Genomic DNA, 25,860 nt, shown 5'->3' on the forward strand with positions numbered 1-25,860 from the left:
TGGGCACGCAGGCGCCGCCCTCCGACGCGTCAAGAGTCAGCGTGGAAGCGCACTCCGCAGCACCCGAAGTGGCGGCTCGTACACGGCATGGCTGATGTCCGCATCCGGGCACGAGCGCAGGACGATGTCCCAGGTCGGTGAGCCGAGGCGGGCGAGCGTGTTGTCCCTGAATCGAATGCCCCCCGTGGCCTTGGCGTCGAGCGCGGGCACGCCCTCCAGCACGAAGCGGTTCCCCTCGACGACGACGCCGCGATGGACGGGGTGGGCGGGGTCGGACATCGTGGTCCTGGGATCCACGAACAACGCTGGACCGCCTGGTTCGACGAACTCGTTGCCCCGCACGGTAAGGTCCCGGACCGGCCCCGACTCCCACCAGTCGGTGGCGTCGCCCGAGACGTAGACGGCCGCCATTCCGGTGCGTTCGAACCGGTTCTCCTCGATGAGCACCGGGCGGCGGGTGGTCACGAGCACTCCGCGCGTGGGCACGTTGCGAAAGACGTTGCGGACGATGTGCACGGTCGGGGTCCTGGTGACGTTCTCCACCGCGGCTCGTCCCGCCAGCTGTCCGGGAAGCGCGGAGCCGACCGTCAGCGTGATGGTCCTGAGAGGACCGCCGTGGTCCCGGCCGCTGGGCTGACGCACCCGCTCCACCGTCGCCAGGGCGATCGGCCGCAGCGTCGCGCGGTCGACGATCTCGATCTCGTCGCCGGCCGAGAACTGGGGCATGCCTGCCGTCTCCCGGTGTGCGTACTCCAGTTCCACCGTGCGGGGGGCGGGCTGACCGGCTACGCGCAGATAGGTGCCGTGCACGTTGACCGGGTCGTCGTGTGGCCCGTCGAAGAGGCAGTCGCGCACGACCGCACGGCCGGAGCAGCCGGAGAACTGCACGAAGTCGGCGAAACCCGCGCTGTGCCGCCCGGTGCCGGGCGGCGCCCTGAACTCGCATTTCTCGATGGAGATGTCACGGCTCGCCTGTGCCACGACGCCGAAGCCGTGCAGGAACCGAAACCGTACGCCGGACAACGTCACGCCGGTGCTGTCGAGCACGAGCCCGCCCGGATGATCACGCGTCGTCAGCCGCATCTGGTAGACGAGGCCGACGTCAGCCGGTTCCTCGTCGTGGTCGTACACGATCCGGATCTCGCGCCGACCCGCCGCCACGATCTTGTGGACGCCATCGAAAAGCGGGTTGGGGGCACGGCGGGTCCACCCGCCGGCCGGGTCGTGGATCTGTGAGTACTCCAGCGCGTCGTAACCATCCCAGGCGTACGTTCCCGAGCCGAGGGGCTCCCCGTGCCAGCGTACGGAACGGCCGTCGACGGAGAACAGCGTGGTCTCGGGCACGCTGATCACCCGGTACGCCCGTCCTGCCGTGAGCCCGGCGTCCACGACCGTGGCGTCGACCACGGTCGGGACGGCGAAGTCGAACTCGAGCCCCTCGATCCGTACCCGGCGAGAGTCGATCACGGCGAAGGTCGTCTGGAGCCCGTGCAGGACCAGGCGGGCGCCCGCGCCCGAGATCACGAGATCGTCTGCCGCCTCGACGAGCACGGCGATCGTCTTGTCACGTACGTGCGGGTCGTCGCCCACGGTGTTGGAAACGTACAGCTCACGTCGTTGCGCGGTGTCCGGCCAGAGGTGGTATTCGCCAGGGGGGAACCGGAGCGTCGCCGGACCCGCGTGGGCCGCGGCCGCCTGGAGGGCCGCCACGACCGAGGGCGCCGCGTCGCCTCCCCCGTCGGGGACCGCACCGAAGTCGGCCACGTCAAACGACGTCCTCACCGGCCGGTCCTCTCCGTGGAGTCGTCCGACGAGACGTGCGCGCCCGGGTGCGGAGGGGACGCCGCCAGCGTCTCGGGATCCACCAGGACGCGCCCGCCCGCGCTGAGGTCGATCCGGCCTTTGCGTCCACCGGCTCGCACGACGACATGGGTACGGCCGGCAGGCCGCCGAGCGCGCAGCGCGATCTCTGTCGCCCGCACCTGCCCGGCCTCGGTGTCCCAGGCGACGTCCACCGCCACCCCCGGCCGGGCGACGATTCCGCGCACTCGTCCGCTGCGCCATTCCGGCGGCACGGCCGGCAGGACGGTGATCGTGCCGTCGTGGCTCTGAACCAGAGTCTCCGCCACCGCCGCGACGTAGCCGAGGTTGCCGTCGATCTGGAACGGCGGATGCGCCGCGAAGAGGTTCGGGTACAGCCCGCCGCGCTCGCCCGCCGATTCCATGGGTGCCGGGCGAAGCACCAGCCCGAGCAGCCGCGACACTCTCGCGGGTTCCCTGAGCCTGGCCCACAGCGCCAGTTTCCAGGCGAGTGACCAGCCGGTGGAGTCGTCTCCCCGATCGTCGAGGGAACGGGCCACGGCCGCGATGAGCCGGGGGTCGGCCGGAGTGTCCCCGGGATAGGCGAACACCAGGTGACTGAGGTGCCGATGCCCGCGTTCGGCCTGCGGCGCGTCGTCGATCCATTCGCGGACGAGGCCGTCACGGCCGGTGGCCGGCGCCGGGATCAGCGGCAGCACGGCCCGGGCCGCCGCGACGACCGGGTCGTCCGTGCGGCGGAGGCGCCGCGCGAGGGCGGCCAGCGCCGTGAACAACCCGGAGATCAGGGTCAGGTCCATCGTCGACGAGCGGCCGACCCCGACGCGGCGCCCCTGCGGCGTGAGGTAGTGGTTCTCCGGCGAGGTCGAGGGCGACGTACCGACGGTCCCGTCGGGGTGCCTGACCAGCCAGTCGAGGCAGAACTCGGCGGCCCCGCGCAACACCGGCCACGCCCGCTCGCGGGCGAAGCGCTCATCCGCGCCGAAGCGCAGCCGCTCGGCGAGGAGCCAGCTCAGCCACACTCCGCCCATCGGCCAGAACGCCCAGGCAGGATCCGCGTGCCCCCTCCCGACGGGCGAGGTGAACGCCCAGGCGTCGGTGTTGTGGTGAGCCACCCAGCCGCGGGCGCCATAGAGCCGCCGCGCGGTGACCCGTCCCCGGTCGGCCAGGGCCACGAGGAGATCGACGAGCGGATCGAGGCATTCGCCGAGATCCGCGGTCTCGGCTGCCCAGTAGTTCATCTCGGTGTTCACGTTGATCGTGTAGTTCGAGCTCCACGGTGGCCTGAGCCGATCGTTCCACAGGCCCTGAAGCGTCGACGGCAGCCCACCGGGGCGCGAGGAACAGATGGCCAGGTAGCGGCCATAGTTGAACAGCAGAGCCGCCAGTGACGGGTCGTGCCCGACGGGGCCGGCCGCCGCGCGTACCAACCGCTCGTAGGTCGGCAGCGCCCGCACCTGCGGCGGGCTGGGCAGGTCCAGGCGTACCCGCTCATAGAGGCGGGCGTGATCGCGCCGGTGGCGCGCCGCCAGGCCCGGCGCTCCGCGGCCGAGGGCCCGGGCGACGCGCCGCTCCGCACGCGTCAGCGCGGTCGACTCGTCGCCGAGCGGCTCGCGGCCGATCGAGGTGAACGTCGTCTCGGTGGTGAGGACGAGCTCGAACCGGCGCGCTCCGCCGGCCTCCCCCGGCCGCATGTCCCCGTCGTGCACGACCCGCGCGGCCACCGCGCCCTTGAGCGCCTCCTCGCCCCACGCCGGTGACAGGTCCGGCTCGTGCGGCGGTGGCATGTCGCTCGGCAGCCGTACGGTCAACCAGGCTCCCGCCTCATGCGCCGCGTGCCCGAGCACCCGCAACGGCGAGGCGAGCCGCCAGCGCACGTCGACGGGCCGGTCCGCATCGAGCACGAGGACCAGCACGCCGTCCGGGTGGGAGACGAAGGACGTCCAGCGCAGCGCGGTCCCGGCCAGGCGGTAGGTCACCTCGTGCGTCGCGGTCGGGAGGTCGAGTTGCCTGCGGTACCCCTCGGCGCGGGCGTCTTCGGGGTTTCCTATCTCCACATGCAGGTCGGCGAACGGCAGGTAGGCCTGCGACCAGCCGCCCTGCAAGGCCATGAGACACCGCTCCGCCTCCGGCGCGTCGCCTCGGGCGATCGCCGCCCGTGCCGCTGCGAGTTCGGACGGCGCCCGCCGCGGATCGGCCGTACTGGTCGCCTCCTCGCTGCCGGGACTGCCCGACCAGGCGGTGCCGTCGTTGATCTGGAGATGCTCGTCACCCGGGGTTCCGTACACCATCGCGCCGAGGCGCCCGTTGCCCAGGGGGAAGGCGTCGAGCCAGGTCGCCGCCGGCGCCGGTGACCAGAGCAGGCGGTCCTCCTGCTGGAAGGAGTCGTCGGAGGGCATGGCTCACCCCGCGCTGGTCCGCCGAAGCCGCGCGAGCCCCCCGGACGGTACGGCCAGCACGTGGGGGCCCGCGGTCAGGGCGATCTCCCCGACGGCTGTCCGGCGCCCTCTGGCGTCCCACGTCTCCAGGTCCGCGCGCAGGTCCCCGCCCTCGTTCAGCAGGATCGGCGCGCTGTCGTCGGCGTTCGCGACCAGCAGTTCCGTCCACTCCCCCTGCGGGATCCGGATCGCGTGCGGCGCGTACCTCGCGACGAAGTGGCGGCCGTCCTCGTCGGCCCGGACCACGGGATACAGCAGATCAGGCCGCTCGGGCGTCAGACGGCCGTGCAGCAGCAGGTCGCGGTGCCCGCGCCAGACGCCCAGCCAGAACGTCAGCGCGTCGGACTGGTCGTCGGTGAGCCGCGTCAGGTCCACGGAGACCTGCGGCACGCCCAGCAGCGAGTTGATCAGGTGGTGGGCGACCCGCTCCGCGCTGTCGCCCTCCGCCCACATGATCGGGTCGCTGTGGATCGGCGTACCCGGCCGCGCCAGGCGGAGGTCGAGGATGCCGATCCGGTTCTGCAGCGCGTTCAGCGGGCAGTCGCCGACGCGGATCATGGAGGCGTACCGCCCCACGGCGGGATGCACGTACGGTTCGCGGAACTCGATCAGCGGTTCGCGCCCGAGTGCGCGCAGCCGGCTGACGATCTCGGCCATCGTGTCGACGGCCGCAGCCACGGACCCCGGGGCGGCCTTGTCCTCGAACTCCTCCAGGAAATCGAGCTTCAGGCCGTCCGCCGCCGTCCGCGCCATGATCTCTTCGAGCCTCTCGGCCAGGTGGGCCCGAGCGGCCGGGTCTCGTGGGTCGAGCACCTGCGCCTGCAGCTCGGGCTTGTCGCGCAGCGTCGAGAACCCCAGGTTCCGGGCCTTGGCCTGGTGGCCGAGGAAAGGTGTGCCGATCCACCACATGGTCCGCAGCCCTCGATCGTGCAGGGCCTCGACCAGCCCGGCGGCGTCGGGGAACTTCTCCTGCGCGATCTCCCAGTCGCCGCACGACCCGTATCCCCGGCCGTGCGAGGTCGTCTGCCAGCCGTCGTCGACGATCAGCGTGCCGAATCCCATCGCCGCGGCCCGGTCGGCCTGCGCCAGCACCGCGTCGGCCGTGACGTGCTGGTGCGCGAAGTACCACGTGCACAGGACCGGGTCCTCGGCGCCGGGGACGGCGCGGTGGCCGTGTTCCCCCTGGAGCCAGTGCCCCGCGGCGGCCACCGCCTCCGGGAAGGGGCGGCCGGACGTGTCCAGCAGCAGCCGCACCTCGCCCGGTATGCCGGATCCGTCGACGGTGACCATGATCGCGAAGTCGGCGGTCTCCTCGACGAGACCCGCACGCACCGAGGTCACGCTCGTACCGGCGTCGAGCGCGTACACCAGGCGGGTGGCGTCCCGGGGCGCCAGCAGAGCTCCGAGCGGAAGCCCGCGCAGCGCGGTCACGTCCTCCGGTCCCGCCCAAGACGGCGGAATGGTGGCGTCCCGCACCGTGCTGCCTGGCCGCCACCAGGCGACGGTGTCGGTGGCGGGGATCGCCACGGTCAGGCTGAACGGCTCGCCGTGCGTGCCGAACACCACCTCGGAAACGCCCTCGCCCAGTTCCCGCACGCGTGTCGCGGTCGAGCGGGTCGCCTGCAGCCGCAGGCCGGTGCCCGGATGGCCGCCGTGCAGGACGACCGGTGTCTCGGGCGGCGCCTGCGACCTGCCCGGCAGCCAGAAGGTAACGGTCGACGGCGATGCGACGTCGGTCATTTGCTCCCCGTGAATGATATTCCGCCGATGATGTGACGCTGGGCGATGAAGAAAAGCAGGACGCACGGCATGGTGATCACCAGAGCGGTGGCCATCAGGAGTGGCGTGTCCGTCCCGTTGACGGACTGGAAACCCGCCAGCGCCAGGGGCAGGGTTTTCCACCGGTCCGTCGTCAGGTAGATGGCGGCCTGGAAGAAGTTGTTCCAGTAGGACATGAACTGCAGCACCGCGGTGGCGATGATGATCGGGCGAGACAGCGGCAGATAGATCGAGAACCAGATGCGGAACCAGCTCGCGCCGTCGATGAGGGCGGCGTCCGTCAGTGCCTCCGGCAGCCGCAGATAGAACTGCCGGTAGAGGAAGATGAAGAACGCGGAGCCGAAGAACGTCGGCACGATGATCGGCCACAGCGTGTCGATCATGTCGAGGTTCTTGAACAGGATGAACTGCGGCACGATGGTGACCTCCTGCGGGAGCAGGAGCGTCGACAGGACGATCGCGAACAGCAGGCCGGAGCCCCTGGCCCGGATCCGGGCGAACGCGAATCCGACCAGCGACGAGGAGAAGACCACCGCGACGACCGGCACGAGCGTGCTCAGGAGCGAGTTGCGGAGATACGTCCAGAAGGGGAACGAGTCGAGGCCGTCGACGAAGTTGGACCACTGCCACTGGATGGGCCAGAGCGACGCTCCCCCGTGCGCCACCCCCTCCGGCGTCCGCAGCGCGGTCGCGATCATCCAGAGGAACGGGTAGACGAAACCGACCGACCCGATCACGAGCAGGGTGAGCGCGAGGATCCGGGTGCCGAGCGGCCCGCGTCGCGATCCGCCGGCCTCCGCCGCAGTCCGTGCTTTCGCGTTAGCCGACATGGGCACGCCGCTTTCGCTCCTTCGGTCGTTGCGATTCGTAATAGACCCAGAAGGCGCTGCCCCGGAACACGAGCGCGGTGAGCACCATGATCATGACGAAGAAGATCCAGGCCAGGGCCGACGCGTATCCCATCCGGAAGAAGGAGAACGCGTTGTTGTAGAGGTAGAGGACGTAGAAGAGCAGGGAGTCGGACGGGCCGCCCCCGTTGTGGGTGACCACGTATCCCTGGGTGAAGGTCTGCATGGCGTAGATGAGCCCGGTGACCACGTTGAAGAAGATCACGGGGCTCACCTGCGGGAGGGTGATGTTCCACAGTGAGCGCCAGCGGCCGGCGCCGTCGATCTCCGCAGCCTCGTACAGCTCCTTGGCGATGTCCTGGAGGCCGGCCAGATAGATGATCATATTTCCGCCGACCGTCCAGAGGCTCATGATGACCACGGTCGGCAGGGCCCAGTCGGCGTCGAAGAGCCACTTGGGGCCCTCGATGCCGAACAGCCGGAGCAGCCCGTTGACCAGTCCGTAGCTCGGGTTGAACACCCAGATGAACAGCACCGCCTGCGCCACCCCGGTGACGAGCGACGGCAGGTACCAGATCGTGCGGAACACATGGATCCCCCGCACCTTGATGTTCATCAGCAGGGCCACCGCCAGCGACAGCACCGTCTGCAACGGAACGCTGACGACGGCGTAGACGAGGGTCACCTTGATCGACTGTCCGAGGTCGGGATCCGAGAACGCTTCGGCGTAGTTGGCGATCCCGACGAACTCCGCCGGGTCGATGAGGTTCCAGTCCGTGAACGAGAGGATCAGGGAGTAGACCATCGGCCCTCCGGTGAACAGGAGAAACCCGACGATCCACGGCGAGACGAAGATCCAGAAGGCGGCGGTGTTCCGCGTGATCCAGCGCGCGCGGACGGCTCCCCACAGAGCGGCGAAGGCGACGGCGAACACGGCGGCCAGCATGATCACTAAGGACAGGATGGGTCTGAGTCCCGCGTAGATGTGCAGCCGTTCGAGAAAGCCTTCGAGGCTCTGCACGATGTCCGACATGTCGGTGTTCTCTCCCTACGCCGCCTGCGGACGGCTCCAGCCGCCTACTTGGTCGCGTCGAGCATCTTCTGGCACTGGGCCTGGAGCTCCGGCAGTACGGTCGCCGGGTCCTCGTTGCCGGAGCCGATCGCGGTGCGCGAGTTCAGATCGGTGGAGAAGGTGCTCTCGATCTTGACCTTGTCCTTCACGTAGGCCGTGGTGACGGCGTTGGTGACGGCGTCGGTGAATGCCTGCAGGTTCACCTTCGGGGCGATCGCCTTGAAGGCATCGAGCGAGCCCTGGATCACCGGGACGCCGAGCGCGGACGTCGTCGACGCCAGCAGGTTCTGGGCTTCAGGACTCGTGCTCATGAACGTCGCGAACGCCTTCGCCGCGGTCACCTCGGCCTCCGTCGCCGACTTCGAGATGCCGAGGCTGTCGACCTCCATCGGCTCGCCCTTGCCCGGCATCGGCACGACGAGGAACTTCGAGGTGTCCAGCGCGGCTATCTTGGCGATGTTCCACGGCCCGAAGTCGGGCAACATCGCAACCTTGCCGTCCGAGAACCACTGGAACATGTCCTGCCCCTGGGCGTCGGTCGGGCTCGGCGCGAACCCGTCGGCCTTCGTGGAGTCGACCACGGTCTGCGCGGCACGGATGCCGTCGGCGTTGCCCATGGTGCAGGTCCGGCCGTCCGCGCTGTAGTACGAACCGCCCTCCGCGATCAACCAACCGTCGTACCACAGCGGCGCGGAGCCGTAGAGCTTCTTCGAGCCCGATCCCGACGTCAGCTTCTTGGCCGCGGCCACGAATTCCGCAGTGGACATCGGCACGGTCGGGGACGGAACGGCGATACCGGCCGCGTCGAAGGCGGCCTTGTTGATCGCCATGACCTTGCTCTTGGCAACGAAGGGGACCGCGTAGTCGGTGCCGCCGACGTTGCCGGCCTTCGCGACGGCCGGCGAGTAATAGACGCCGTGGTCGACCTGGACCGGGGTGAACGCGTTCGCGAAACTCGGCAGCGCGGTGTTGGAGATCTGGGCCACGGTCGGGGCGTCGCCGCCGGCGATGGAGGTCTGGAGCTTCTGCTCGTAGTCGCTCTGAATCCAGTTGGCCTCGACCTTGACGGTCGGGTTCGCCTTCTCGAACGCCGCGATCATCGACTTGATGGTGGTGGCTTCGTCGTTGTTGCCCCAGAAAGCGTACGTGATCGTGGCGGTCTCGGAGCCACCGGCGGCCGAACCTCCGCTCGACTCGCCGCTACACGCCGCGAGTGCGAGGAACGAGACGACAGTGACAGCAGCGAGTGCCTTTGCCTGCATGGGGGGTCTCCTTCGCTAGTGATCTGTTACCGGGCGGAGAGCAGGACGACGCTGCCGTCGGCGCCGGCCCGTACGCGGGTGCCGTTCGGCACCTCGGTCGTGGAGGCGTGCCCGTCGTCGTCCCAGGTGGCGGTCCAGGTCACGCCCGGGCCCCCGGTCACCTGGAGTTCGGTGGCCTCCCGGCCCTCGTGCCTGACGCCGACGACGGACCCGCCGATGGACACCCCCTCGACCTCGATCCATTCATCGGCGGGAAGGTGGGACCGGGTGCGGACGACGCCCCGCGCCGTACCGGGTTCCAGCCCGGTGAGGCCGACCGCCACGTGGGCGACGTGCGTGAAAGGCACCTCCGGGTAGTCCGCGCGGGAAGCGGCGAGGAACCGGATCCACCGCAACGCCTCCTCGTCCCTGCCGTAACGGAGGAATGCCTCGGGAAGGTAGGTGAAGGCTTCGATGTTGGCCGGCGGCGCCGCCTCGACCCCGGACCGCAGAAAGTCGAGGTGCGCTGCCGCGCGCTCGTCGGAGCGCATGATGCCCTTCACCGCGGGGAACCACGTGCTCTCCAGCCGGAAACCGGCGACGGGGCCCTCGGCGGTGAAGCCCGCCGTGTAGTGACGGTGGTCACGCGACCACCACGCGTCGGAGAAGTGCTCGTCCAGTTGCGCGGCCCGCGAGCGGTTCCACGCGGCGAAGTCCTCCTCGACGACCGGGGCGCCGACCGAGCCCAGTGCCCGGTGCGCCGCCCACTGGCTGGCGATCCCGTCGGCGGCGACCTGCAGGTACGGCGGCCGCTCAACCTCGTTGTAGGTGGCCGTGCCGGCGAAGATGTCCCCGGTGCCCCGCTCGCCGGCGACGCCCGTACCCAGTGGGTCATGGGCGTCGACGAACGAGGTCATCGTGGTGCGCAGGAACCGGGCGATGCGCGGATCGCGCAGGAAAAGCTCGTTCCCCGTCCAGCGGTACTGCTCCACCGCCTTCTCCACGAGCTCGAACGGCGCCGGGATCTCCCGGACGAAGTCGTCGTCCGAGCGGTAGTCGATCGCGGCGGGAGTGCCGTCGAACTCGAATGCCCACAGCGGGTACCAGCCGCGATCCTCGGTGGCCGAGCCGGCGAAATGCCGGAGCATCGACAGGTTCTCGGTGTCCAGTCCCAGGAGATGGGCGCCGAGCAGCTGGTGGGCGAGATCTCTCGAGTAGAACATCGGCCGGTCCGTCAGAGCCGCCCAGTAACTGGGCAGGAAGGCGGAGCTCCGCCCGGTCTGAACCCACTCCAGCGACCGCCTTGACGCCCAGCTGAAAGAGTCGACAAGATCCAGCAGACTCGAATCAACCCGAATCTGCGCACTTGGGTAATTCTGTCCCGATCCACCGACCTGGGCCGCAGATGGTGACTTGCTCGTCATGAGGAGCGAGTGTTACATGCACGCCATAAACCGTCAATACTCCGACAAAGACGTCGCACAACGAGGCCCTGGACAGCGTGAGCGCCTCCAGCGCGGAGCGGCCCGCAGTCGCGCAGGGAGCAGCCCGGACAGGAGGCCTCCGGCACGGCAGCTGTCTTTTCGCAGGTGATCGTGTCCACCGGTGCCACATGACGGCCCGTCCGCACCGCCACCTGGGCTCCGCGAACCGATGGACGGCTTATGCAGCTTCTTGCAAAAACACGTCAAGAAGACAGCAACGGGGCGGGCTCAAGCAGGAGTCTGGGAGCCGCCGCAGGCAGACGAACCGTCGTGGCTAGGCGCGGAGAGCAGCCGTCGAACGCCGGACGATCAGCTCCGGGTCGAACATCAGCTCCCCGGCGGGAACCTGCCGCCTGTTCACCAGATGCACCATCGTGGCCGAGATGGCCTGCGAGATCCGCTCGATCGGCTGGCGGACCGTCGTCAGCGGCGGATCGACGAACCCCATGATCTGATGGTCGTCGTAGCCGACGACGGAGACATCGTCCGGGACGGACAAGCCACGGCGTCCCGCCGTACGGATCGCCCCCAGCGCCATGTAGTCGCTCGCCGCGACGATGGCGGTCACGCCCCGGTCGAGGAGGGTTTCCGCGGCGGACATGCCGCCCTCGACGCTGTACACCTGGCGCGCGACGAGCCGGCGCGGATTCTCGACACCGCGCGCGCTCATCGAATCGATGAAACCCTCGAGCCGCCGCTCGCTCGGCCGGTTTCCCACCGGGCCGACGATCATGCCGATCTCCCGGTGGCCGAGGTTCCACAGGTGCTCGACGGCCAGGCCTGCGGCCACCTTGTCATTCGTGGAGAACGTGGGCGCGGAAATACCCTCCATCGCGCCATTGATCGAGACGAACGGGATCTGGCGTTCCTGCAGCAGCCGATACGGCCCCGGATCCGCTCCGACAAGGGTGTTGCTGGCCGAGGCGAAGACCGCTCCGGCGATTCCCAGGTCCATCATCGACGTGATGAAGTCGATCTCCTGCAGGCCGCCCACCGTCGTGGAGCAGACGACGGCCTTGAATCCCTGGGGAGCCAGTGCCGACTCGATCAGCTCGCAGAGCCGCCCGAAGAAGGGCTGGGCCAGCCCAGGCGTCAGGATGATGACGAGTTGGCTCTGCACCCCGCGGTCGTAACCCAACTCGCGGATCGCGTCCTCCACGACCCGCCGCGTCGTGGCGGCGACCACGCCTCTCCGGTTGAGTACGCGACTGACGGTCGCTTCGCTAACCCCGGCACGAGCGGCGACGTCACTGATTCCGACCTTGGCCATAGCTCCCTTTGATCGATTCGGACGGCGCGTGATGTCACTATACGACCAGAGGGGAGACAAGCTGAGCCTTCACCGCCCGAATCGGCGGCGGGCTCGAGCGCCCAGCGCACCGGGGCGTGCGCGTAGTCCGGACGGTGCTCGGCGTACACGCGGTCCTCGAGTGAGGCCTCCGGCGGGGGTCCGCCATTCCAGTCCCACGCGGATCAAGGTCCACCGTGGAGAGTAGGAGCGCCCACCACGCGTGCGGTAGAGCTGCCGTACCACGGCGGCGCTCCCGCCGTTGAGGTCCGACATGGAGATGGCCGGTGCGACCTTCGTGGAGGCCCCCGACGTGGTGGACGGTGCGATGGTCTCCTGTCGTGGCTGGCCGGACCTGCCTGAATGGTCGCGTGCCTTCATGCGCGTGCTGGAGGGCGCGAACGTGTCGTTGTGAGGTGGTTCAGTGCGCACCCGCTTCCCGATCCGCCGGGCTTCATCAGCCAGGTCCCGGGCGAGTGCCGTCGGACCGTGCGAGCGGTGTGGCCGTCGTGCGAGCTGTGCGCCGCCCTGCAGCGTCTCGCGTTCGAGGGACTCGGCCAGGGTGTTGCTCGTGCCCCTCGCTATCACCGTGCTGCTTGACGGCCCAGCTCTCCGGTGGTGAGCCGTCTCGCTCACGGTCGCCCTGATCCCCGCGGCCTTCGTCGCCGGCCTGTCAGGCTGAGCGCGTATTACCGCACGGAGACCTGGAGGTCGCGGAAGGTCCCGATCTTCACTTTCATCGTCGCCACGCCCTCGGGCAGCGCGAACAGGTTCCAGAACACCTTCTCCGCCCCGGGCCCGAACTTCTCCGTGCCCAGCCGCACGCCGGACAGGTCCGTGCAGGCGCAGTACGAGTCCACGTTCCCGCCCTCGGCGGGCACCTGGAGGCGGCCTGGCAGGTACTGACGCCTTGCGGCCACGTCGGTCAGCGTCACGTTGGTGGCCGCCTGATACTTGAACGACATCCAGTCCTGCGCATGGTGCAGCTCGTTGAACCAGGTCTCGGCGGCGCCCTCGTTCTTGATCCGGTAGGTCAGCAGGCCGAGGCCGCCGGGCAGCCGCCGCAGCCCCGTCACCTCCATGGAGATCGGCTGGCCATCCGCCTTGCCGGTGGCCGTCAGCCCGGTCGCGCCCGGGGCGGCGGACGTGGTGGACGTGGCGGACGTGGCCGGCTGCTCGAAGGCGGCCTGCGGCTTGGCGAACGCCACCGTGACCCGCCGGTTGCGCCGCCTGCCCTCGTCGGTGTCGTTGCTGTAGAGCGGCCGGCGAGAGCCGTACCCCTTGGCTCGGAAACGCACGTCCTGCCTGGTGACGAGCGCGGACAGCGCCTGGCGCACGGCTGCGGCGCGGCGCGCGGAGAGCGGGTTGTTGATGGCGTCGGTGCCGGAGGAGTCGGCGTGCCCGTCCACCTGCACGGAGGGGCCTGGCGAGGCGTCGATCAGCTTGGCGGTGCGGGCCAGCACGGCCTTGGCTCTGGGGGTGAGCATGGCCTTGTTCAGGGCGAACAGCACGTCCGACGACAGGTTGACCTGGAGATCCGTGCCGGTGTCTGCGGTCTCTTCCGTTTTGTCGAGCGATTCCGACGGGGTCACGAGCCGGCGGGTGACGGTGGTGACGGGCTCGGCGTCCGGGTCGGGGATGGTCATACCGGGCGCCGGGACCGGCGGGTCGTCACTGATCGGCACGTCAGGCATGGGCGGGCCCACCGGGGTGACGACGGTGGCGGTGCTGGGGTTGCCCGATGGGGCGGGCATGACCGCGTACACGGTGATCGACTGTCCCCCGTCGATGAACATGCCCAGACCGTCGCGGTCTTCGTCGCTGCACAGGCACGGGAAGTCGGCCGGCTTGTACGGCAGGATCCAGGTACGGGCCTGCGCGTCGAGCACGCCGATGCCGGATGCCCAGCGGATCTCCCCGAGCGGGCGCGTGTTGTCGCCCATCTGGCCCGGCCACGACAGGTTCGCTTCCGTGCCCGTGTTGGTGAGCCTGAGCTGGGCCACCAGGTGCTTGCCCTTGACCCGGTTCAGACCGACGACCGCGACCGCGAGCTCCGGGGTCTTGGTGCTTCGGGTCTCCGCCAGCGCGGGCCGGGTGTCCTGACCGGACGCGCTCGGGGTGGCGGCCGCGGTGGTCGAGGACGGCGCGGTCGAGGGAGCCGGCGCGGCTGATGGCGCCGCCTCCTGCGCGGTGCAGGCGGCGACCATGAGGAGGACAACGAACGGGACGACGCTCCGGGGGCTCACCCGCACGATCCTGTCGTACTTTCCGCCCGAAAGTTATATTTTCGGACAAACCAATGTGGCTTGTCGCACGAAGGCGCCATCGGGAGCTCCAAGATACGAGGGCAGGGAGACGCGCGGTCCTACCCGGCGAGCGGGGACCTTGCACGATGGGGGCTGCCGGTCAGATCGCGGTGAATCCGCCGTCCGCTTGGACAGTGCACTTCGGCGATCCCCTCGGACTGGGCCACCCGGCCGAGCGGCCGATGCATTGCTGCGACGGTCCCCCTCAGAACCGTGCGTGCCACTCTTCGCACCTATCCCCAGTCCCCGTTCCGCCGGCTTGCGGAATCATGCAGACCGCGCAACTCATGCGCGAACCGCTGGAATGGTCCCGCATCGCGGTTCGATTGGCATTCACGGCGCCCCATGTTGTTTGTCCAGCACATCGCGCTCTCGCTGGACAAACCAGGCTGAACTAGCTTTTGGTCCTGCGAAACCGCCGATCAAGAAGACATCTTGACCAGGCGCACGGATACCCGAAGTAGGGAGCGATCGTGTCCATCATCAAGCGAGCCGCACTGGTCTCCACGGCCGTCGTCGCCGGAGTCGTCACGCTTACGGCCGTCGCGCCGCCGCCGGCGTTCGCGGCAACCGCGCTGTTGAACGGCGCGGTGATCAACGACAGCGCCTACCCCGCGACGGCCATCAGGAACTGGTGCCTCAGCGGCGGCTCGACGGGCACCTTGACGACCACCAGACCGACGTGCGGCAGCGACCAGGCATCCCGCGGCCTCGCCCCGAGGGGCGGGCGCACCCCGTCCAACGAGGACTGGGACGTCGTGCAGATAGACGCGGGCTGGTGCTACTACGTGAAATTCGCCCTGCCCGGCCAGCCCGACAACCACACCAGGTACGACCGGAGAGGTAAGTCGACGGCGTACGTCAAGGTCGAGGACTTCGCGGCCGCCCACGTGGTGGCCCAGTCCACGAGTTCCTGCCCGTGATCCTCCCGGCATGACGCGGCCGCTTCTCCACGGCCGGGACCGCCAGGTCCTGACTGGGACGTACCACGGTTGATGTCGCTGTCCCTGCCGCGCTGGCGCGACTCCTGCCGGCCTGGCACCGCCGCCCGGTCCGACGCCGGTTGACGTTTTGCAGTCAGCTCGGCCACTCGAGGACGAGCAGGGAGATCCGGAACCTGGTGCTGCGCCTTGGCGGGGAAGAACCCGATCTGGGGATATTGCCGGGTGCATGGTGAACTGGTCGGCTTGGCTATCGCGTGAGTGAAGCGCCTGATCAGGGCTCCGATGACCATCTTACGGTCGACCGCAACGCGAAACGCTTCCCAAGTCTCCTGGATACGGAACCGATGCGTGGTGATCGTCTGTGCGATTCGGGTTTCTTGGCCAACATGGACGCCACTTCCTCGACTTCGCGGACCCTGGCGGGGCGGCCGTAGGCGATGCTGTTGACGTAGGTCAGCTCCTTGACCAGGCTTTTGGTCCCCGGGATCGCCGTCCGGTGCACGCCCAATGCGACGATCCGGCCTCCCCGGACGTTCGGCGTCCGGGTATCGGGCAGGCCCGATACCCGGACGATGCCGGCCCGCGCCGCGGTTGCGGCGCACATCCTCCCACGCCCGTTCCAACACCCCCTTGCAATCTCGCGCGTGAACGAAGCAGCGACCCTTCCCGCACCGCAGGTTGTGTTGTCCTGCGGCTCGATCGGTACTACGACCGCCTCCGGCTTCCTCCCGGCCGCCGTCCACGTCCCGGCTAGTCACCGGTTATAGAGCGACGCTGTCCACGCCTAGGGGAGGGGCCTCCCAATTCCCGCCGCCAGCTTCTGAACGTTCCCCGCCCCTTACGCCGGAGAGTTCCTCGCGGCTGCATTCCAGCCTCCGCATCGCTTCCGTGCCTTCGCCGTGAACCGCCCGGCTCGGCTCTCTTGGTGTCTAACGACGCGGCAGGCTTCGCTTCCGCCACGGACCGCTCAGTTGCTTCCTCTGACGGGCTTTCGACGCTGGGCTTTGATCTGGCCATTCCCGACCAAGCGGCCAGCCTGCTACCGCACTCCCTCGCGATTACCCGAACCGGACTCACACCGGCAGGTGACGACGAGCTTGTGATCAGGTCATGGCCGCTGGACGACCACCTCCTTGATCTCTGGGCGCCTCGGCTGGTGTACTGGCGACGTACGGTGCCGTCGGAATACGGCTGGAAGGGGCCGCGTCCGCCAGAAGGCGCAGGGGCGCAGCGGCGCCATCACGAAACGCGGTCGCGGTCAGCGCCATTCTTCTTGGCATGGGATGTCTCTCGTTCGTCCGACGAATGGTCGAACAAGTGGCGCCGAGAGGCGGCCGAAGGCGTAGCCGGCAGCATTTCATTTGTACGCACTTCGGCACCACCTGATAGGCGCGTGCGTTTCCGGCGATGCACCGTTCGATCATGGCGATTCCCCGCGATGTCCCCCTGTTTGGGGGACCATTGGTCGTCCTGCGAGGGCAAAGGAGACTGGACGACCAACGCACAGGTCGGCTGGGGTGCGTGACCTGCGGCAGTCCAATCCTGAGGTGTTGTCCAGAACTCTGCGTCCTAATGATTTGACTAGCCACATGAAAGTCGTCAATATGCTAGTCATGCTTGTCTCGTTGTACGCAAGTCCCGATAGCCGTTCGTGCCGGCGTTGACCTCCACTGCCACCGGGAGGATGAGGGCAATGGGACGTCCTGAGCGGGTGCTGGATCCGGATAACGACCCACTTCACAGGTTCGCGTTCGAGCTCAGGCAACTGAGAGCGAAGGCAGGACAGCCCAGTTATCGGCAGCTTTCGAAACGTGCGAATTTCTCCGTTACGGCCCTGTCAGAGGCGGCCGGCGGAGTGGTCGTCCCGAGTCTCGCGGTTACGCTCGCCTACGTTGAGGCGTGCGACGGCGATCGCGACGAGTGGGAAAGCCGATGGCAGGCCCTGACGGGCGTACTCGCTCCGGACAGTTCCGGCCTCGAAGAAGGCGCGGCGCCTTATTTGGGGTTGGCCCCGTTCGGGCCGGAGGATGCACCCCTATTCTTCGGACGTGAGCACCTGGTACGGCAACTACGCGAACGTCTGGCAGGCACATCTCTTCTTGCGTTGTTCGGTCCCTCAGGTGCCGGGAAGTCATCGGTCCTCCAGGCAGGCCTCTTGCCGGTTCTCACGGGAGCCGGAGGAGAGGGGAACGGCAGCGAATGGCACGCTGTTCTGCTCACCCCCGGCGAGCAGCCGCTCCGTCATCTGTTCATCCATCTGGGCAATGCGCAAGGCATCGCGGCTGGCCCGATCCACGAGATGCTCACCGCCCCGCATGCCATCCATACGCTGTGTGCCCAGATTCTGAGCGGTGGAGCAGTCGGAGTCCACCTGGCGATCATCGTCGATCAGTTCGAGGAGATATTCACCCTCTGTCACGATGAGCGGGAGCGGCGCGGCTTCGTGGCGGCACTCATGGCCGCCGCTCGCGAACCGCGCGTGCATGTCGTGCTGGGTGTACGTGCGGACTTCTACGGGCATTGCGCTCACTACCCCACACTTGTGTCCGCGTTGCAGGACAACCAGGTGCTGATCGGGCCGATGGAGGAAGACGATCTGCGCGCCGTCATCACCGGCCCGGCCCGGCACGCGGGGATAAGGGTCGATCCGGAGCTGGTGGATCTGGTCGTGGACGAGGCACGCAGCCAGGTGGGTGCGCTGTCGCTGGTCTCGCACGCCTTGCTGGAGACCTGGCGGCACCGTACGGGCGCGTCGCTCACCACGGCCGCGTTCCGGGCGACGGGCGGCCTGCGCGGCGCGATTTCGCAGACCGCAGAGTGCGTCTACGGCGAGCTCGACCCGGCCGGACAGGACATCGCCAAGGACGTGTTTCTGCGGTTGACCATGCCAGGAGATGGAACCGAGGACACCCGCAGGCGCGCACCCCGTGGCGAGCTCGAATCCAGCCACCAGGGAGCACGAACGGCCAAGATACTGGACACGTTGATCGCTGCGCGATTGATCGTGGCCGAGGAGAACACCGTGACCATCGCGCACGAGGCGCTGATCCGAGGCTGGCCCCGATTACGCGCCTGGCTGGAGGAAGATCGCGAGCGACTGCACGCGCACCGGCGGCTGGCGGAGGCCGCCGCCGAATGGGACCAGCACGGCCGGGACGAGGCGTTCCTGTATCGCGGGACACGCCTGTCGCACTGGCACGACCAGCCGGCGGACACGCTGAACGACCTCGAACGCGCCTTTCTCGACGCGGGCAGGCGCCGCGAAACAGCCAAGTCCGCTGGTCGACGCCGGCGCTCCCGCCTGGCAATGACCGTGCTCATCGCGACGACCGTGGTAGTCAGCGTGCTGGCCGTGGTCGCTGTGTTCCAGGGCCGTCAAGCCGGCGAGCAGCGCGACGTCGCTCTCTCTCGCCAGCTCGCAGCCGAGGCCCGCGCCGAGCTGGACCTGAACCCCGGGCGCGGGCTGGGTCTCGCGCGACGGGCGCACGGGCTGTGGCCGACAGTCGAAGCCGAGTCGGTTCTGCGGCAGGGTATCGTCGAAGATCACCTCCTGGCGACGGTTCCTGGGCTGGGACGGGCATCGGGAGTAGCGTTCAGCCCAGATGGCGCTCACCTGGCCGTCAGCTCGGCCGACGGCCTCGTCCGGGTGTGGCCGTGGGTCTCCGGCAGCCTGCCTGCCCAGCCTCTGATCGCGCTACGCGGGCATCGCAAACAGGCGTTGAGCCCGAAGTTCAGCCCGGACGGGCGGCGTCTGGCCGTCCCGGGGACCGATGCGACGATCCGAATTTGGAATATGCACAGCGATGCCACGCCCGTCGTGCTCACCGGGCATGAAGGCCCGGTGTGGAACGTCGCGTTCAGCCCCGACGGGCGACGTCTGGCCAGTGCCGGAAAGGACGGCACAATCCGTGTCTGGGACACCGACAGCGCCGGTGCTCCACAGGTCCTCCGGGGACACCAGGGGGAGAGCACCTCAGTGGCGTTCAGCCCGGACGGACGTGTGCTGGCCAGCGCCGGCCACGACGCGACCGTACGCCTGTGGGACCTGAAGGGACGCGGCGAGCCCCAAGTCCTGCGCGGACACACCGCGGCGATCAAGAACGTTACGTTCAGCCCGGACGGGCGCCTGCTCGCCAGCGTGAGCATCGACGGCACGGCACGCGTGTGGCAGACCGAAGGGAACACGCCGCCCGTAGTTCTACACGGACATGAGGGCGCGGTGGAGGGATTGGCCTTCAGCCATGACGGGCATTTCCTGGCCACCACGAGCGACGACGCCACAATCCGCATCTGGTCCCCGAGCGGGACCGGGGATCCGCTCGTCCTGCGCGGCCACGACCGGGTCGTGTGGGGTGCGGCGTTCAGCTCTGACGGGACCAGGCTGGTGTCCGCGGGAGACGACGGAACGGTACGCGTCTGGGATCCGCGAGGGATGGGGCTGGTCTCGGTGCTGCGCGGCCATGAAAAGGAGGTGTGGGTGGCAGCGTTCACCCCCGACGGTCGTAAGGTGTTCAGCGGCGGTGTGGACGGCACTGTACGGAGCTGGGACCGGGCAGCCGTTACGCACCAGGTGCTGACCCGCCACCCTGGCGAGGTGGTGGGCTTGGCCGTGAGCCGCGACGGGCGACGCGTGGCCAGCGCCGGCAAGGACGCCACGATACAGATCACGGACGCGGATGACGGCGCGAAGCCCGTGGTACTGCGTGGTCACAAGGGTCCGGCGTGGACCGCCGCGTTCAGCCCGGACGGCCGGTGGCTGGCCAGTGCCGGGTATGACGGCACGCTGCGCATCTGGGATCTCACTGGCGCGGCACTCCCGCTGGTACGGCGGGCGGACCCCGTACAGATCCGTTACGCCACCTTCAGCCCCGACGGACGCCAGGTGGCGACCGGCGGGCAGGACGGCACCGTACGGATCTGGGATGCCCACCGCGACGCGCCCCCGCTGATCCTGCGCGGTCACCAAGGTCTCGTGTGGGGGGTCGCGTTCAGTCCGGACGGGCGGCGTTTGGCCAGCGCAGGTACCGACGGCACCGTCAGGATTTGGCCCACGTCAGGTCACGGCAGACCTCTGGTGTTACGCGGCCATCAGAGCATGGTGTGGTCCGTCGCTTTCAGCCCTGACGGGCGATGGGTGGCGGGGACAGGGCACGATGGGACCGCCCGTATCTGGCGCACCGACGTGGCCGCCCCGCCTATCACGGTGGGAGGATTCGCCGCCACCGTGGAGAGCATCGAGTTCTCTCGCGACGGAATGCTGCTGGCCACAGCGCACGGGGACGGAACTGTGCGCCTGTGGCGCTGCACCGCCTGTGAGCCGATCGACGACCTGCTGGCCCGCGTCGATCGGCGGTTGGCCAGAAACTGATCACCTGTGCCGTCCTTTCGTCTGCCGCTTTCAGGACACGTTCGGTGAGACCGGCCCGGTTGCCAGGCCACTTCCTCCGCCGGCGACGGGGAGATCGTGCCGGTGCCAGTGCTGCCACCGATCTCCGGCTGGGACCCAGGCATCCATCACCAGCTCAGGACTGGCTCGCCGTTCGTCTGGCTACGACTACCCGGTGCTGGCGCGCCTCGCTCACCGCGTACGACCAGCTCATCCTCGTAGCCCCGCACTGAGTTCACCACCGCCGTCCACGAGGCCGACCCGTGACCGCCGCCGCGATCATCGTTCCCAACCCCACTACCCCCAGGCTGCCGCGGACTACCTGATCCCCTGCCGACACGTCGACTACTGCAGGGCGAGATACTGCCGCGTCAGCTCACGCCTGCCCTGTTGGTGATCTTCCTAGGCGGAGGTTTGTCGGCGTCGCGGTTGTGCCAGGCGATGTAGCGGCGGGGTCATTCTGCCCCTGTCTGGCGCTCGCCAAGTCGAGCGGTGTGCCGAGGGATCGGTGAGTGAAGCGGCCGACGGGTCGTCAGTCTCGCGAAGGGGGCGAATTGACTCGCACCCGATCCTGCTCGGGGCGACCGGCGCACCCCCGGCCTGTCACCGCGCATGAGCGTGTTCGCGCGGGATCGAGACTTGGACATTTTGTTGTTTCTCCATTTGTTGACTGCTTGTCCGAAGCTCGGATCGACCTGGTTTGAAAGGTAGCAGCCAGCTCCGACCGGGGCGGCGATGAGGTCATTATTCAGCCCGCAACGTTCAATCCTTCATGAGAGCCCGAGACGGGCCGCCGCCGTGGGCAGGCGCATCTCCTGGACCGCACCGCCCCGGCCGGAACTCTGGGCCAAGCGATGCCTCGTTGAAAAACGCTGGTCGCACACCGGCACCGACCTGGGAATTATCCGCCACCAGTTGTCCAATTGTTTGTCAAGCTGCCGTGTTCCTTGCTGGACAATCCTTGTCCGGCTTCGCTGTTCTCAGCAATAGGGCGAATAAGAGGAGGCTGAGCTGGGGTTATAGCGAGCATCAGTGACGACAGCATTCGAAACGAGAAAGGGAGTAATGGTATGCGAGTCAAGACGTTGGTCCTCGGCGGTATGATCGCCGCGGCTGCGTGGGTCGGCCCGGGAATGGCGACGGCTGATCTGAACGAATGCGACTCCGGCAATCTGTGCATGTGGGGCAACAACGACTACAACTGGCTGATCGGCGAACGGGCCGGCGGCGGTGGAACCGCAAACCTGTCGGGCAGTGGCAATAACCAGATGGATTCCTGGGCGAATACTTCATCGACGTACAGCGGCTGCATGTACGCGGACGCCAACGGCGGAGGCGACAAGCAGACCATGGGCCGGGTCAGCAGAGACAACAACGTCTCATCACTGAACAGCGACGAGGTCTCTTCCTGGAAGACGAACGGCAGCTGCTGACAGTGTCCGCCTCTCTCGATGACGCACCGCTGATCCGGGTCAACGGCGCGACAAAAGCGTACCGATCGGATGCCGAGACCGTATGGGCCGTCCGTGATGTCGATTTTCTCGCCCGTTCGGGGCAGTTCATCTGCGTCTTCGGCGCCAGCGGTTCAGGCAAGTCGACCCTGCTGAACCTGCTGGCGGGCCTGGATCTCGCCGACTCCGGGGAGATCCAGGTGGGGGGCGTCACAGTCACCCAGGCCAATGAGAAGCAGCGCGCTCGGCTACGACTGAGCACGGTCGGCATGGTGTTCCAAGACCACCAGCTGATCGAGGAGTTCACAGCGGCAGAGAACGTCGCGCTTCCCCTCGAGGCGCTGGGCATGCCTGCCGGTTCGGCGCGCGAGGAGGCCGTCCGGCAACTATCCCGGGTAGGGCTGGCCGGATTGGCGGATCGGCTACCGCGCGCCATGTCGGGCGGGCAACGCCAGCGGGTCGGGGTGGCCCGTGCCTTGGCCGGGAATCGGCGGATATTGCTCGGGGATGAACCGACCGGCTCGCTGGACTCGTCGGCCACCCTGGAGCTGTTCCAACTCGTTCGCACGCTTTGTGATGCGGGCGCCCTCGCCGTGATCTGCTCCCATGACCCACGGTGCCAGGACTTCGCCGACGCCCGTTACGAGATGGCCGACGGCCGGCTGGAGCAGGTCGGCTCTGTCCGGAGCGCGCGCGTATGAACCTCCACACCGCGCGGTACACCGCCCGGCTCACCAGCCGGTTCATGCGGTCACGCGCCTTGGTCCTGTCCACGTCGATCGTGTTCCTCGTCACCATGTGCCTGATGGCCATGTACGTCACGCTGGACACGCTCTCGCTGTCCGGACGGCAGGTCGCGGACCGTGATCTCGGACGTTTCGACGCGGCCGTCGGCTACGGCAGCATCGCCCTGCAGCCCGGCGACGACTCCTTCGGCGCCGACGTCATGGGCCGCCTGCCCGGCGGCGAAGCGTCCGGCGCGATGGCGATGCTGTCGGCGACGGACTTTCAGCTGACCACTACGCCCACGCGTGAGGTCACCCTTCTGGAGGGAAACTGGGCTCGCCAGCCATTTCCGGACCGCTATGCGCTGTTGTCCGGGCGGTGGCCGATCAGGCCCGGGGAGGTCGTGGTGACCGAACCCAGCGATGTGCGCGCCGTCGCGGGCACGACGCTGGCCGCGATGGGTGGGAGAGTGCGACTGCGAGTGGTGGGCACCGCCGATGACCGGTTCGCCCGGATGAGTAACATCCTCGCCGCTCCGCAAACCTGGGCCACCCTGAACCCGCGGCTGCTCCAGGGATTTCCCCGGCTCCGGGCGCAGCCATTCCTGCTGTGGTCCGGCCGGTCGGCCGCCCTTGTGATCGATGCCGTCGCCGCCGAAGTCGCCGAGCGGCAACCAGGCGATGGAGTACGGGAGACCGTCGCGGCGTCGTTGATGACCCGGCAGCAGCTCATCTCACGGCCCGAGCGGAGCTCGATCGAGCGTTCCCCCGCTGGCTACACCGTACCTTCCCTCCTGCTGACGCCGGGTGCGGTGATCCTCGTCTTCGGGCTCAACAATCGGCGCTTCCGGCGTTCCCTTGCCGTTCTGATGGCCGTCGGCATACGGCCCGCCCTCGGTGTCGCCAGTATCACTCTCGCCGCGCTGACGTGGTGCCTGGCCGCCGCCACCGTGGGAGGCGTGGCAGGCGTCGCGGTCGGAGCCGTCGCCCGTATGGTGCTGGCCGAGGTCCGTGACCGGCCTTCCGGCCCGGTGTCCGGCTTGGCCCCAGCCGCTCTTCGCCTGCTGGGCCTGATGGTGGTGGGCGCGGCCTGCGGGGGCCTGGCCCTCGCCCGCAGCCGAAGCAGCGCACGGTCACAGCAGACGGGCCGGACGGCAGACGGACGCCCCGGCACACGCGCCGACAATGAATCCGTCCACACGGGCCGGTTCCAGAAGCTCGGGCGTGACCTCCGGCATGTGCTCGCGGCCATCATGTGGAGCGCGGTGATCATCTTCGCGGCGGAGGTGGACTCACCGGCGGAGGCGATGGTGCTCAGCGGCCTGCTGACCGCCGCCGTCCTGCTCCTGGTACCTGAGATCACCCGCCTGCTGCTGCGGGCGCTGCCCGAATGCGGGCCCCGCAGGAGGCTGGCACGTCGTCGGCTCGCCGCCGACACCATACGGGTGAACGCGTCCATCACCGTGCTGACGATACTGCTGAGCATCTCCGTCGGGTATCTCACCCTGTTCAACACCTTGGTACGGACCCTGGCACAGGAACCATCCCCCGACGTCCTCCCAGGTCAGGTGCTCGTCACGAATCCTTCCTCAACGGTGCTCGCCCCTCCTGCGCCGATCGTCAAACGTGCCGACGCCTCGGTTCCGCGTACCGCCGCGCGCGCGCAGCTGAGATACCTCCTCGATCTGGACGGCGCGGGGGAAGCCAAGCGCTCCGCAACCCGTGAGGGGTCGGACGCCAGCGTTCTGGCGCTCGATTCCGTAGACCAGGTCCGGCAGTTGATCGCGCATCCGCTGAGTTCGGCGCAGCAGACGGTGCTGCGCAACGGCGGGCTACTGGTCTGGGCGGATGCCGAGCGACCTCCGCGTGGCCCCGCGGCTCGGACACCGCTCGTGGTCAAGAGTGCCGACACAGTGATCGGCCGTACGGCCGCAATACCGCTCGCCACCGTGGACGTCCCGCCCTCGGGGTGGCGTACCGGAACCGACGCGGTCATGCTCACCTCCCGTGCACAGCAGCTGGGGTTGCCGCTGACCAGCGGCGCAATCATGTACTCGGGGCTGACGGAAGCGCAGGCCGAGGCTTTGCAGCGGGGCTTCGTCGACGCCGGTCTGGATGGCAAGTCCGTACAGATCTACACTCCCCCGCCACCGATCATCCCGCAGACCGCCTTCGTCATCACCGCTGTCGGACTCGTCGTCCTGCTCTTCCTGGCCGGCCTGACCGTCACCCGTGAACAGACCCGAGCCCTGCGCGGCTACCTGGGCCAACTGACCAGCATCGGGATATCCACCAGCTGGACACGGCAGATCCTGCTCTACGAACACGTCGTCGTCCTCACATTCAGCACTCTGCTGGCCGCTTTCATCGCCGCCCTGCCGATCCTCGTGTTCGTTTCGAGCGCGTCAAGCTTCACCCTCAGCATCCCGTGGGGGCAACTCCTCCTACTCAGCACAGCGATCTACCTGGGTGTCATCCTCACGGCTCTGCAATCCGTCCGCGGTCTACGCGCCAGGAAGTCGCTCACAGACGGCTGATCAGGAGAAAAGAACTGTACGGTTTTCGACTCTGGCCCCAGGAGCGCACCGACAGGCTACTGATCTTTGCGAGCGGCACCTTCATACCGTCCTCGATGAATACACCGATCATTACAATCGCCGCCGGCCGCACCGCTCACTCGGCCTCGGAGCTTCCACCGACGACGCCTCCGACGTGATCCCGCTGCCGACGGGCCGGATCGAGCGCCGTCAAGTCCTCGGCGCGCTGATCAGCGAGCCGGCTGACCAACGTGGTGCAGTCAAGAAAGGGCAGGTCAAGGACTTGGGCCCAGTTTGACACCCTTCAGGTTGCAGGCCGAACGCCCGCCAGATGCGCCGCACGCGTGATCCCCACCCGGGCGGCCGACTCCCGCCGGGACCACTGGGTCGTTCCTTCGGGCCCCTCCTGCAGCGTGCGGACCACCTCCTCCGCCAGGGCGTCGGTGAGCGTACATGGAGTGCCGGGCCGCGGCTCGTCACCGAGCCCGTCCAGCCGGCGATCCACGAACCGATTACGTCACTTGCCCACCGTGTCCCGCATGA

Annotated in this window: 16 protein-coding genes; 6 read left to right on the forward strand and 10 right to left on the reverse strand. The window is 68.3% G+C overall.

Going from position 1 to position 25,860, the window contains the following annotated elements:
- Positions 1-36: 36 nt before the first annotated feature.
- The 8 genes from AB0J69_RS30370 to AB0J69_RS30405 all read right to left on the reverse strand — a co-directional run bounded on the left by AB0J69_RS30370 (position 37) and on the right by AB0J69_RS30405 (position 11,950).
- Positions 37-1,782: a right-handed parallel beta-helix repeat-containing protein gene (locus tag AB0J69_RS30370; RefSeq protein WP_364123898.1), complete on the reverse strand. Its 1,746-nt coding sequence runs from the start codon at positions 1,780-1,782 to the stop codon at positions 37-39.
- A complete protein-coding gene (locus AB0J69_RS30375) occupies positions 1,779-4,217 on the reverse strand; it encodes a glycoside hydrolase family 95 protein (protein WP_364123900.1) in 2,439 nt (812 codons plus the stop codon). Before AB0J69_RS30375 ends, AB0J69_RS30370 begins: the two co-directional genes overlap by 4 nt.
- 3 nt (positions 4,218-4,220) lie before the next feature.
- Entirely contained in the window at positions 4,221-5,996 is a 1,776-nt protein-coding gene (locus tag AB0J69_RS30380) for an alpha-galactosidase (protein ID WP_364123902.1), read from the reverse strand.
- Positions 5,993-6,865 (reverse strand): carbohydrate ABC transporter permease, encoded by an 873-nt coding sequence (locus tag AB0J69_RS30385; RefSeq protein ID WP_364124127.1) that lies wholly within the window; start codon positions 6,863-6,865, stop codon positions 5,993-5,995. Before AB0J69_RS30385 ends, AB0J69_RS30380 begins: the two co-directional genes overlap by 4 nt.
- Positions 6,855-7,916 carry a sugar ABC transporter permease gene (locus AB0J69_RS30390; RefSeq protein WP_364123904.1) on the reverse strand — a complete coding sequence of 354 codons (1,062 nt, stop codon included), beginning with the start codon at positions 7,914-7,916 and terminating at the stop codon, positions 6,855-6,857. The genes AB0J69_RS30385 and AB0J69_RS30390 overlap by 11 nt, the downstream gene beginning before the upstream one ends.
- Positions 7,917-7,960: 44 nt before the next feature.
- A complete protein-coding gene (locus AB0J69_RS30395) occupies positions 7,961-9,217 on the reverse strand; it encodes a sugar ABC transporter substrate-binding protein (RefSeq protein ID WP_364123906.1) in 1,257 nt (418 codons plus the stop codon).
- 26 nt (positions 9,218-9,243) lie between these two features.
- The gene (locus tag AB0J69_RS30400) at positions 9,244-10,419 is read right to left on the reverse strand and encodes a hypothetical protein (RefSeq protein ID WP_364123908.1); all 1,176 of its coding nucleotides are present in this window, start codon (positions 10,417-10,419) and stop codon (positions 9,244-9,246) included.
- A gap of 535 nt (positions 10,420-10,954) precedes the next feature.
- Entirely contained in the window at positions 10,955-11,950 is a 996-nt protein-coding gene (locus AB0J69_RS30405; protein WP_364123910.1) for a LacI family DNA-binding transcriptional regulator, read from the reverse strand.
- Between the two features lie 292 nt (positions 11,951-12,242).
- Here AB0J69_RS30405 and AB0J69_RS30410 point away from each other — a divergent pair, with 292 nt between their 5' ends.
- Positions 12,243-12,383: a hypothetical protein gene (locus tag AB0J69_RS30410; RefSeq protein WP_364123912.1), complete on the forward strand. Its 141-nt coding sequence runs from the start codon at positions 12,243-12,245 to the stop codon at positions 12,381-12,383.
- Positions 12,384-12,657: 274 nt separating this feature from the next.
- On the opposite strand, the gene AB0J69_RS30415 is transcribed toward AB0J69_RS30410, so the two are convergent.
- A complete protein-coding gene (locus AB0J69_RS30415; RefSeq protein ID WP_364123914.1) occupies positions 12,658-14,214 on the reverse strand; it encodes an OmpA family protein in 1,557 nt (518 codons plus the stop codon).
- 533 nt (positions 14,215-14,747) lie between these two features.
- Between AB0J69_RS30415 and AB0J69_RS30420 the strand changes: the two genes are divergently transcribed.
- The 5 genes from AB0J69_RS30420 to AB0J69_RS30440 all read left to right on the forward strand — a co-directional run bounded on the left by AB0J69_RS30420 (position 14,748) and on the right by AB0J69_RS30440 (position 25,317).
- Positions 14,748-15,197: a hypothetical protein gene (locus AB0J69_RS30420; RefSeq protein WP_364123916.1), complete on the forward strand. Its 450-nt coding sequence runs from the start codon at positions 14,748-14,750 to the stop codon at positions 15,195-15,197.
- 1,714 nt (positions 15,198-16,911) lie between these two features.
- The gene (locus AB0J69_RS30425; protein WP_364123918.1) at positions 16,912-20,586 is read left to right on the forward strand and encodes a hypothetical protein; all 3,675 of its coding nucleotides are present in this window, start codon (positions 16,912-16,914) and stop codon (positions 20,584-20,586) included.
- Between the two features lie 1,088 nt (positions 20,587-21,674).
- Entirely contained in the window at positions 21,675-22,037 is a 363-nt protein-coding gene (locus AB0J69_RS30430; protein ID WP_364123920.1) for a peptidase inhibitor family I36 protein, read from the forward strand.
- Positions 22,038-22,039: 2 nt separating this feature from the next.
- Positions 22,040-22,756 carry an ATP-binding cassette domain-containing protein gene (locus tag AB0J69_RS30435; protein ID WP_364123922.1) on the forward strand — a complete coding sequence of 239 codons (717 nt, stop codon included), beginning with the start codon at positions 22,040-22,042 and terminating at the stop codon, positions 22,754-22,756.
- Positions 22,753-25,317 (forward strand): hypothetical protein, encoded by a 2,565-nt coding sequence (locus AB0J69_RS30440; RefSeq protein WP_364123924.1) that lies wholly within the window; start codon positions 22,753-22,755, stop codon positions 25,315-25,317. Before AB0J69_RS30435 ends, AB0J69_RS30440 begins: the two co-directional genes overlap by 4 nt.
- Positions 25,318-25,621: 304 nt before the next feature.
- Here AB0J69_RS30440 and AB0J69_RS30445 read toward each other — a convergent pair whose 3' ends face one another.
- The gene (locus AB0J69_RS30445; RefSeq protein ID WP_364123926.1) at positions 25,622-25,822 is read right to left on the reverse strand and encodes a hypothetical protein; all 201 of its coding nucleotides are present in this window, start codon (positions 25,820-25,822) and stop codon (positions 25,622-25,624) included.
- Between the last annotated feature and the right edge of the window lie 38 nt (positions 25,823-25,860).

This window comes from Nonomuraea sp. NPDC049709, from assembly GCF_040674815.1.
Taxonomy (GTDB): Bacteria; Actinomycetota; Actinomycetes; order Streptosporangiales; family Streptosporangiaceae; genus Nonomuraea.

What these genes read in the sequence shown, in the direction of transcription:
- AB0J69_RS30390 (WP_364123904.1), bottom strand. Translation starts at nt 7,916, where the DNA reads ATGTCGGACATCGTGCAGAGCCTCGAAGGCTTTCTCGAACGGCTGCAC.
- AB0J69_RS30385 (WP_364124127.1), bottom strand. Translation starts at nt 6,865, where the DNA reads ATGTCGGCTAACGCGAAAGCACGGACTGCGGCGGAGGCCGGCGGATCG.
- AB0J69_RS30430 (WP_364123920.1), top strand. Translation starts at nt 21,675, where the DNA reads ATGCGAGTCAAGACGTTGGTCCTCGGCGGTATGATCGCCGCGGCTGCG.
- AB0J69_RS30425 (WP_364123918.1), top strand. Translation starts at nt 16,912, where the DNA reads ATGGGACGTCCTGAGCGGGTGCTGGATCCGGATAACGACCCACTTCAC.
- AB0J69_RS30440 (WP_364123924.1), top strand. Translation starts at nt 22,753, where the DNA reads ATGAACCTCCACACCGCGCGGTACACCGCCCGGCTCACCAGCCGGTTC.
- AB0J69_RS30375 (WP_364123900.1), bottom strand. Translation starts at nt 4,217, where the DNA reads ATGCCCTCCGACGACTCCTTCCAGCAGGAGGACCGCCTGCTCTGGTCA.
- AB0J69_RS30410 (WP_364123912.1), top strand. Translation starts at nt 12,243, where the DNA reads ATGGAGATGGCCGGTGCGACCTTCGTGGAGGCCCCCGACGTGGTGGAC.
- AB0J69_RS30380 (WP_364123902.1), bottom strand. Translation starts at nt 5,996, where the DNA reads ATGACCGACGTCGCATCGCCGTCGACCGTTACCTTCTGGCTGCCGGGC.
- AB0J69_RS30395 (WP_364123906.1), bottom strand. Translation starts at nt 9,217, where the DNA reads ATGCAGGCAAAGGCACTCGCTGCTGTCACTGTCGTCTCGTTCCTCGCA.
- AB0J69_RS30405 (WP_364123910.1), bottom strand. Translation starts at nt 11,950, where the DNA reads ATGGCCAAGGTCGGAATCAGTGACGTCGCCGCTCGTGCCGGGGTTAGC.
- AB0J69_RS30400 (WP_364123908.1), bottom strand. Translation starts at nt 10,419, where the DNA reads ATGTTCTACTCGAGAGATCTCGCCCACCAGCTGCTCGGCGCCCATCTC.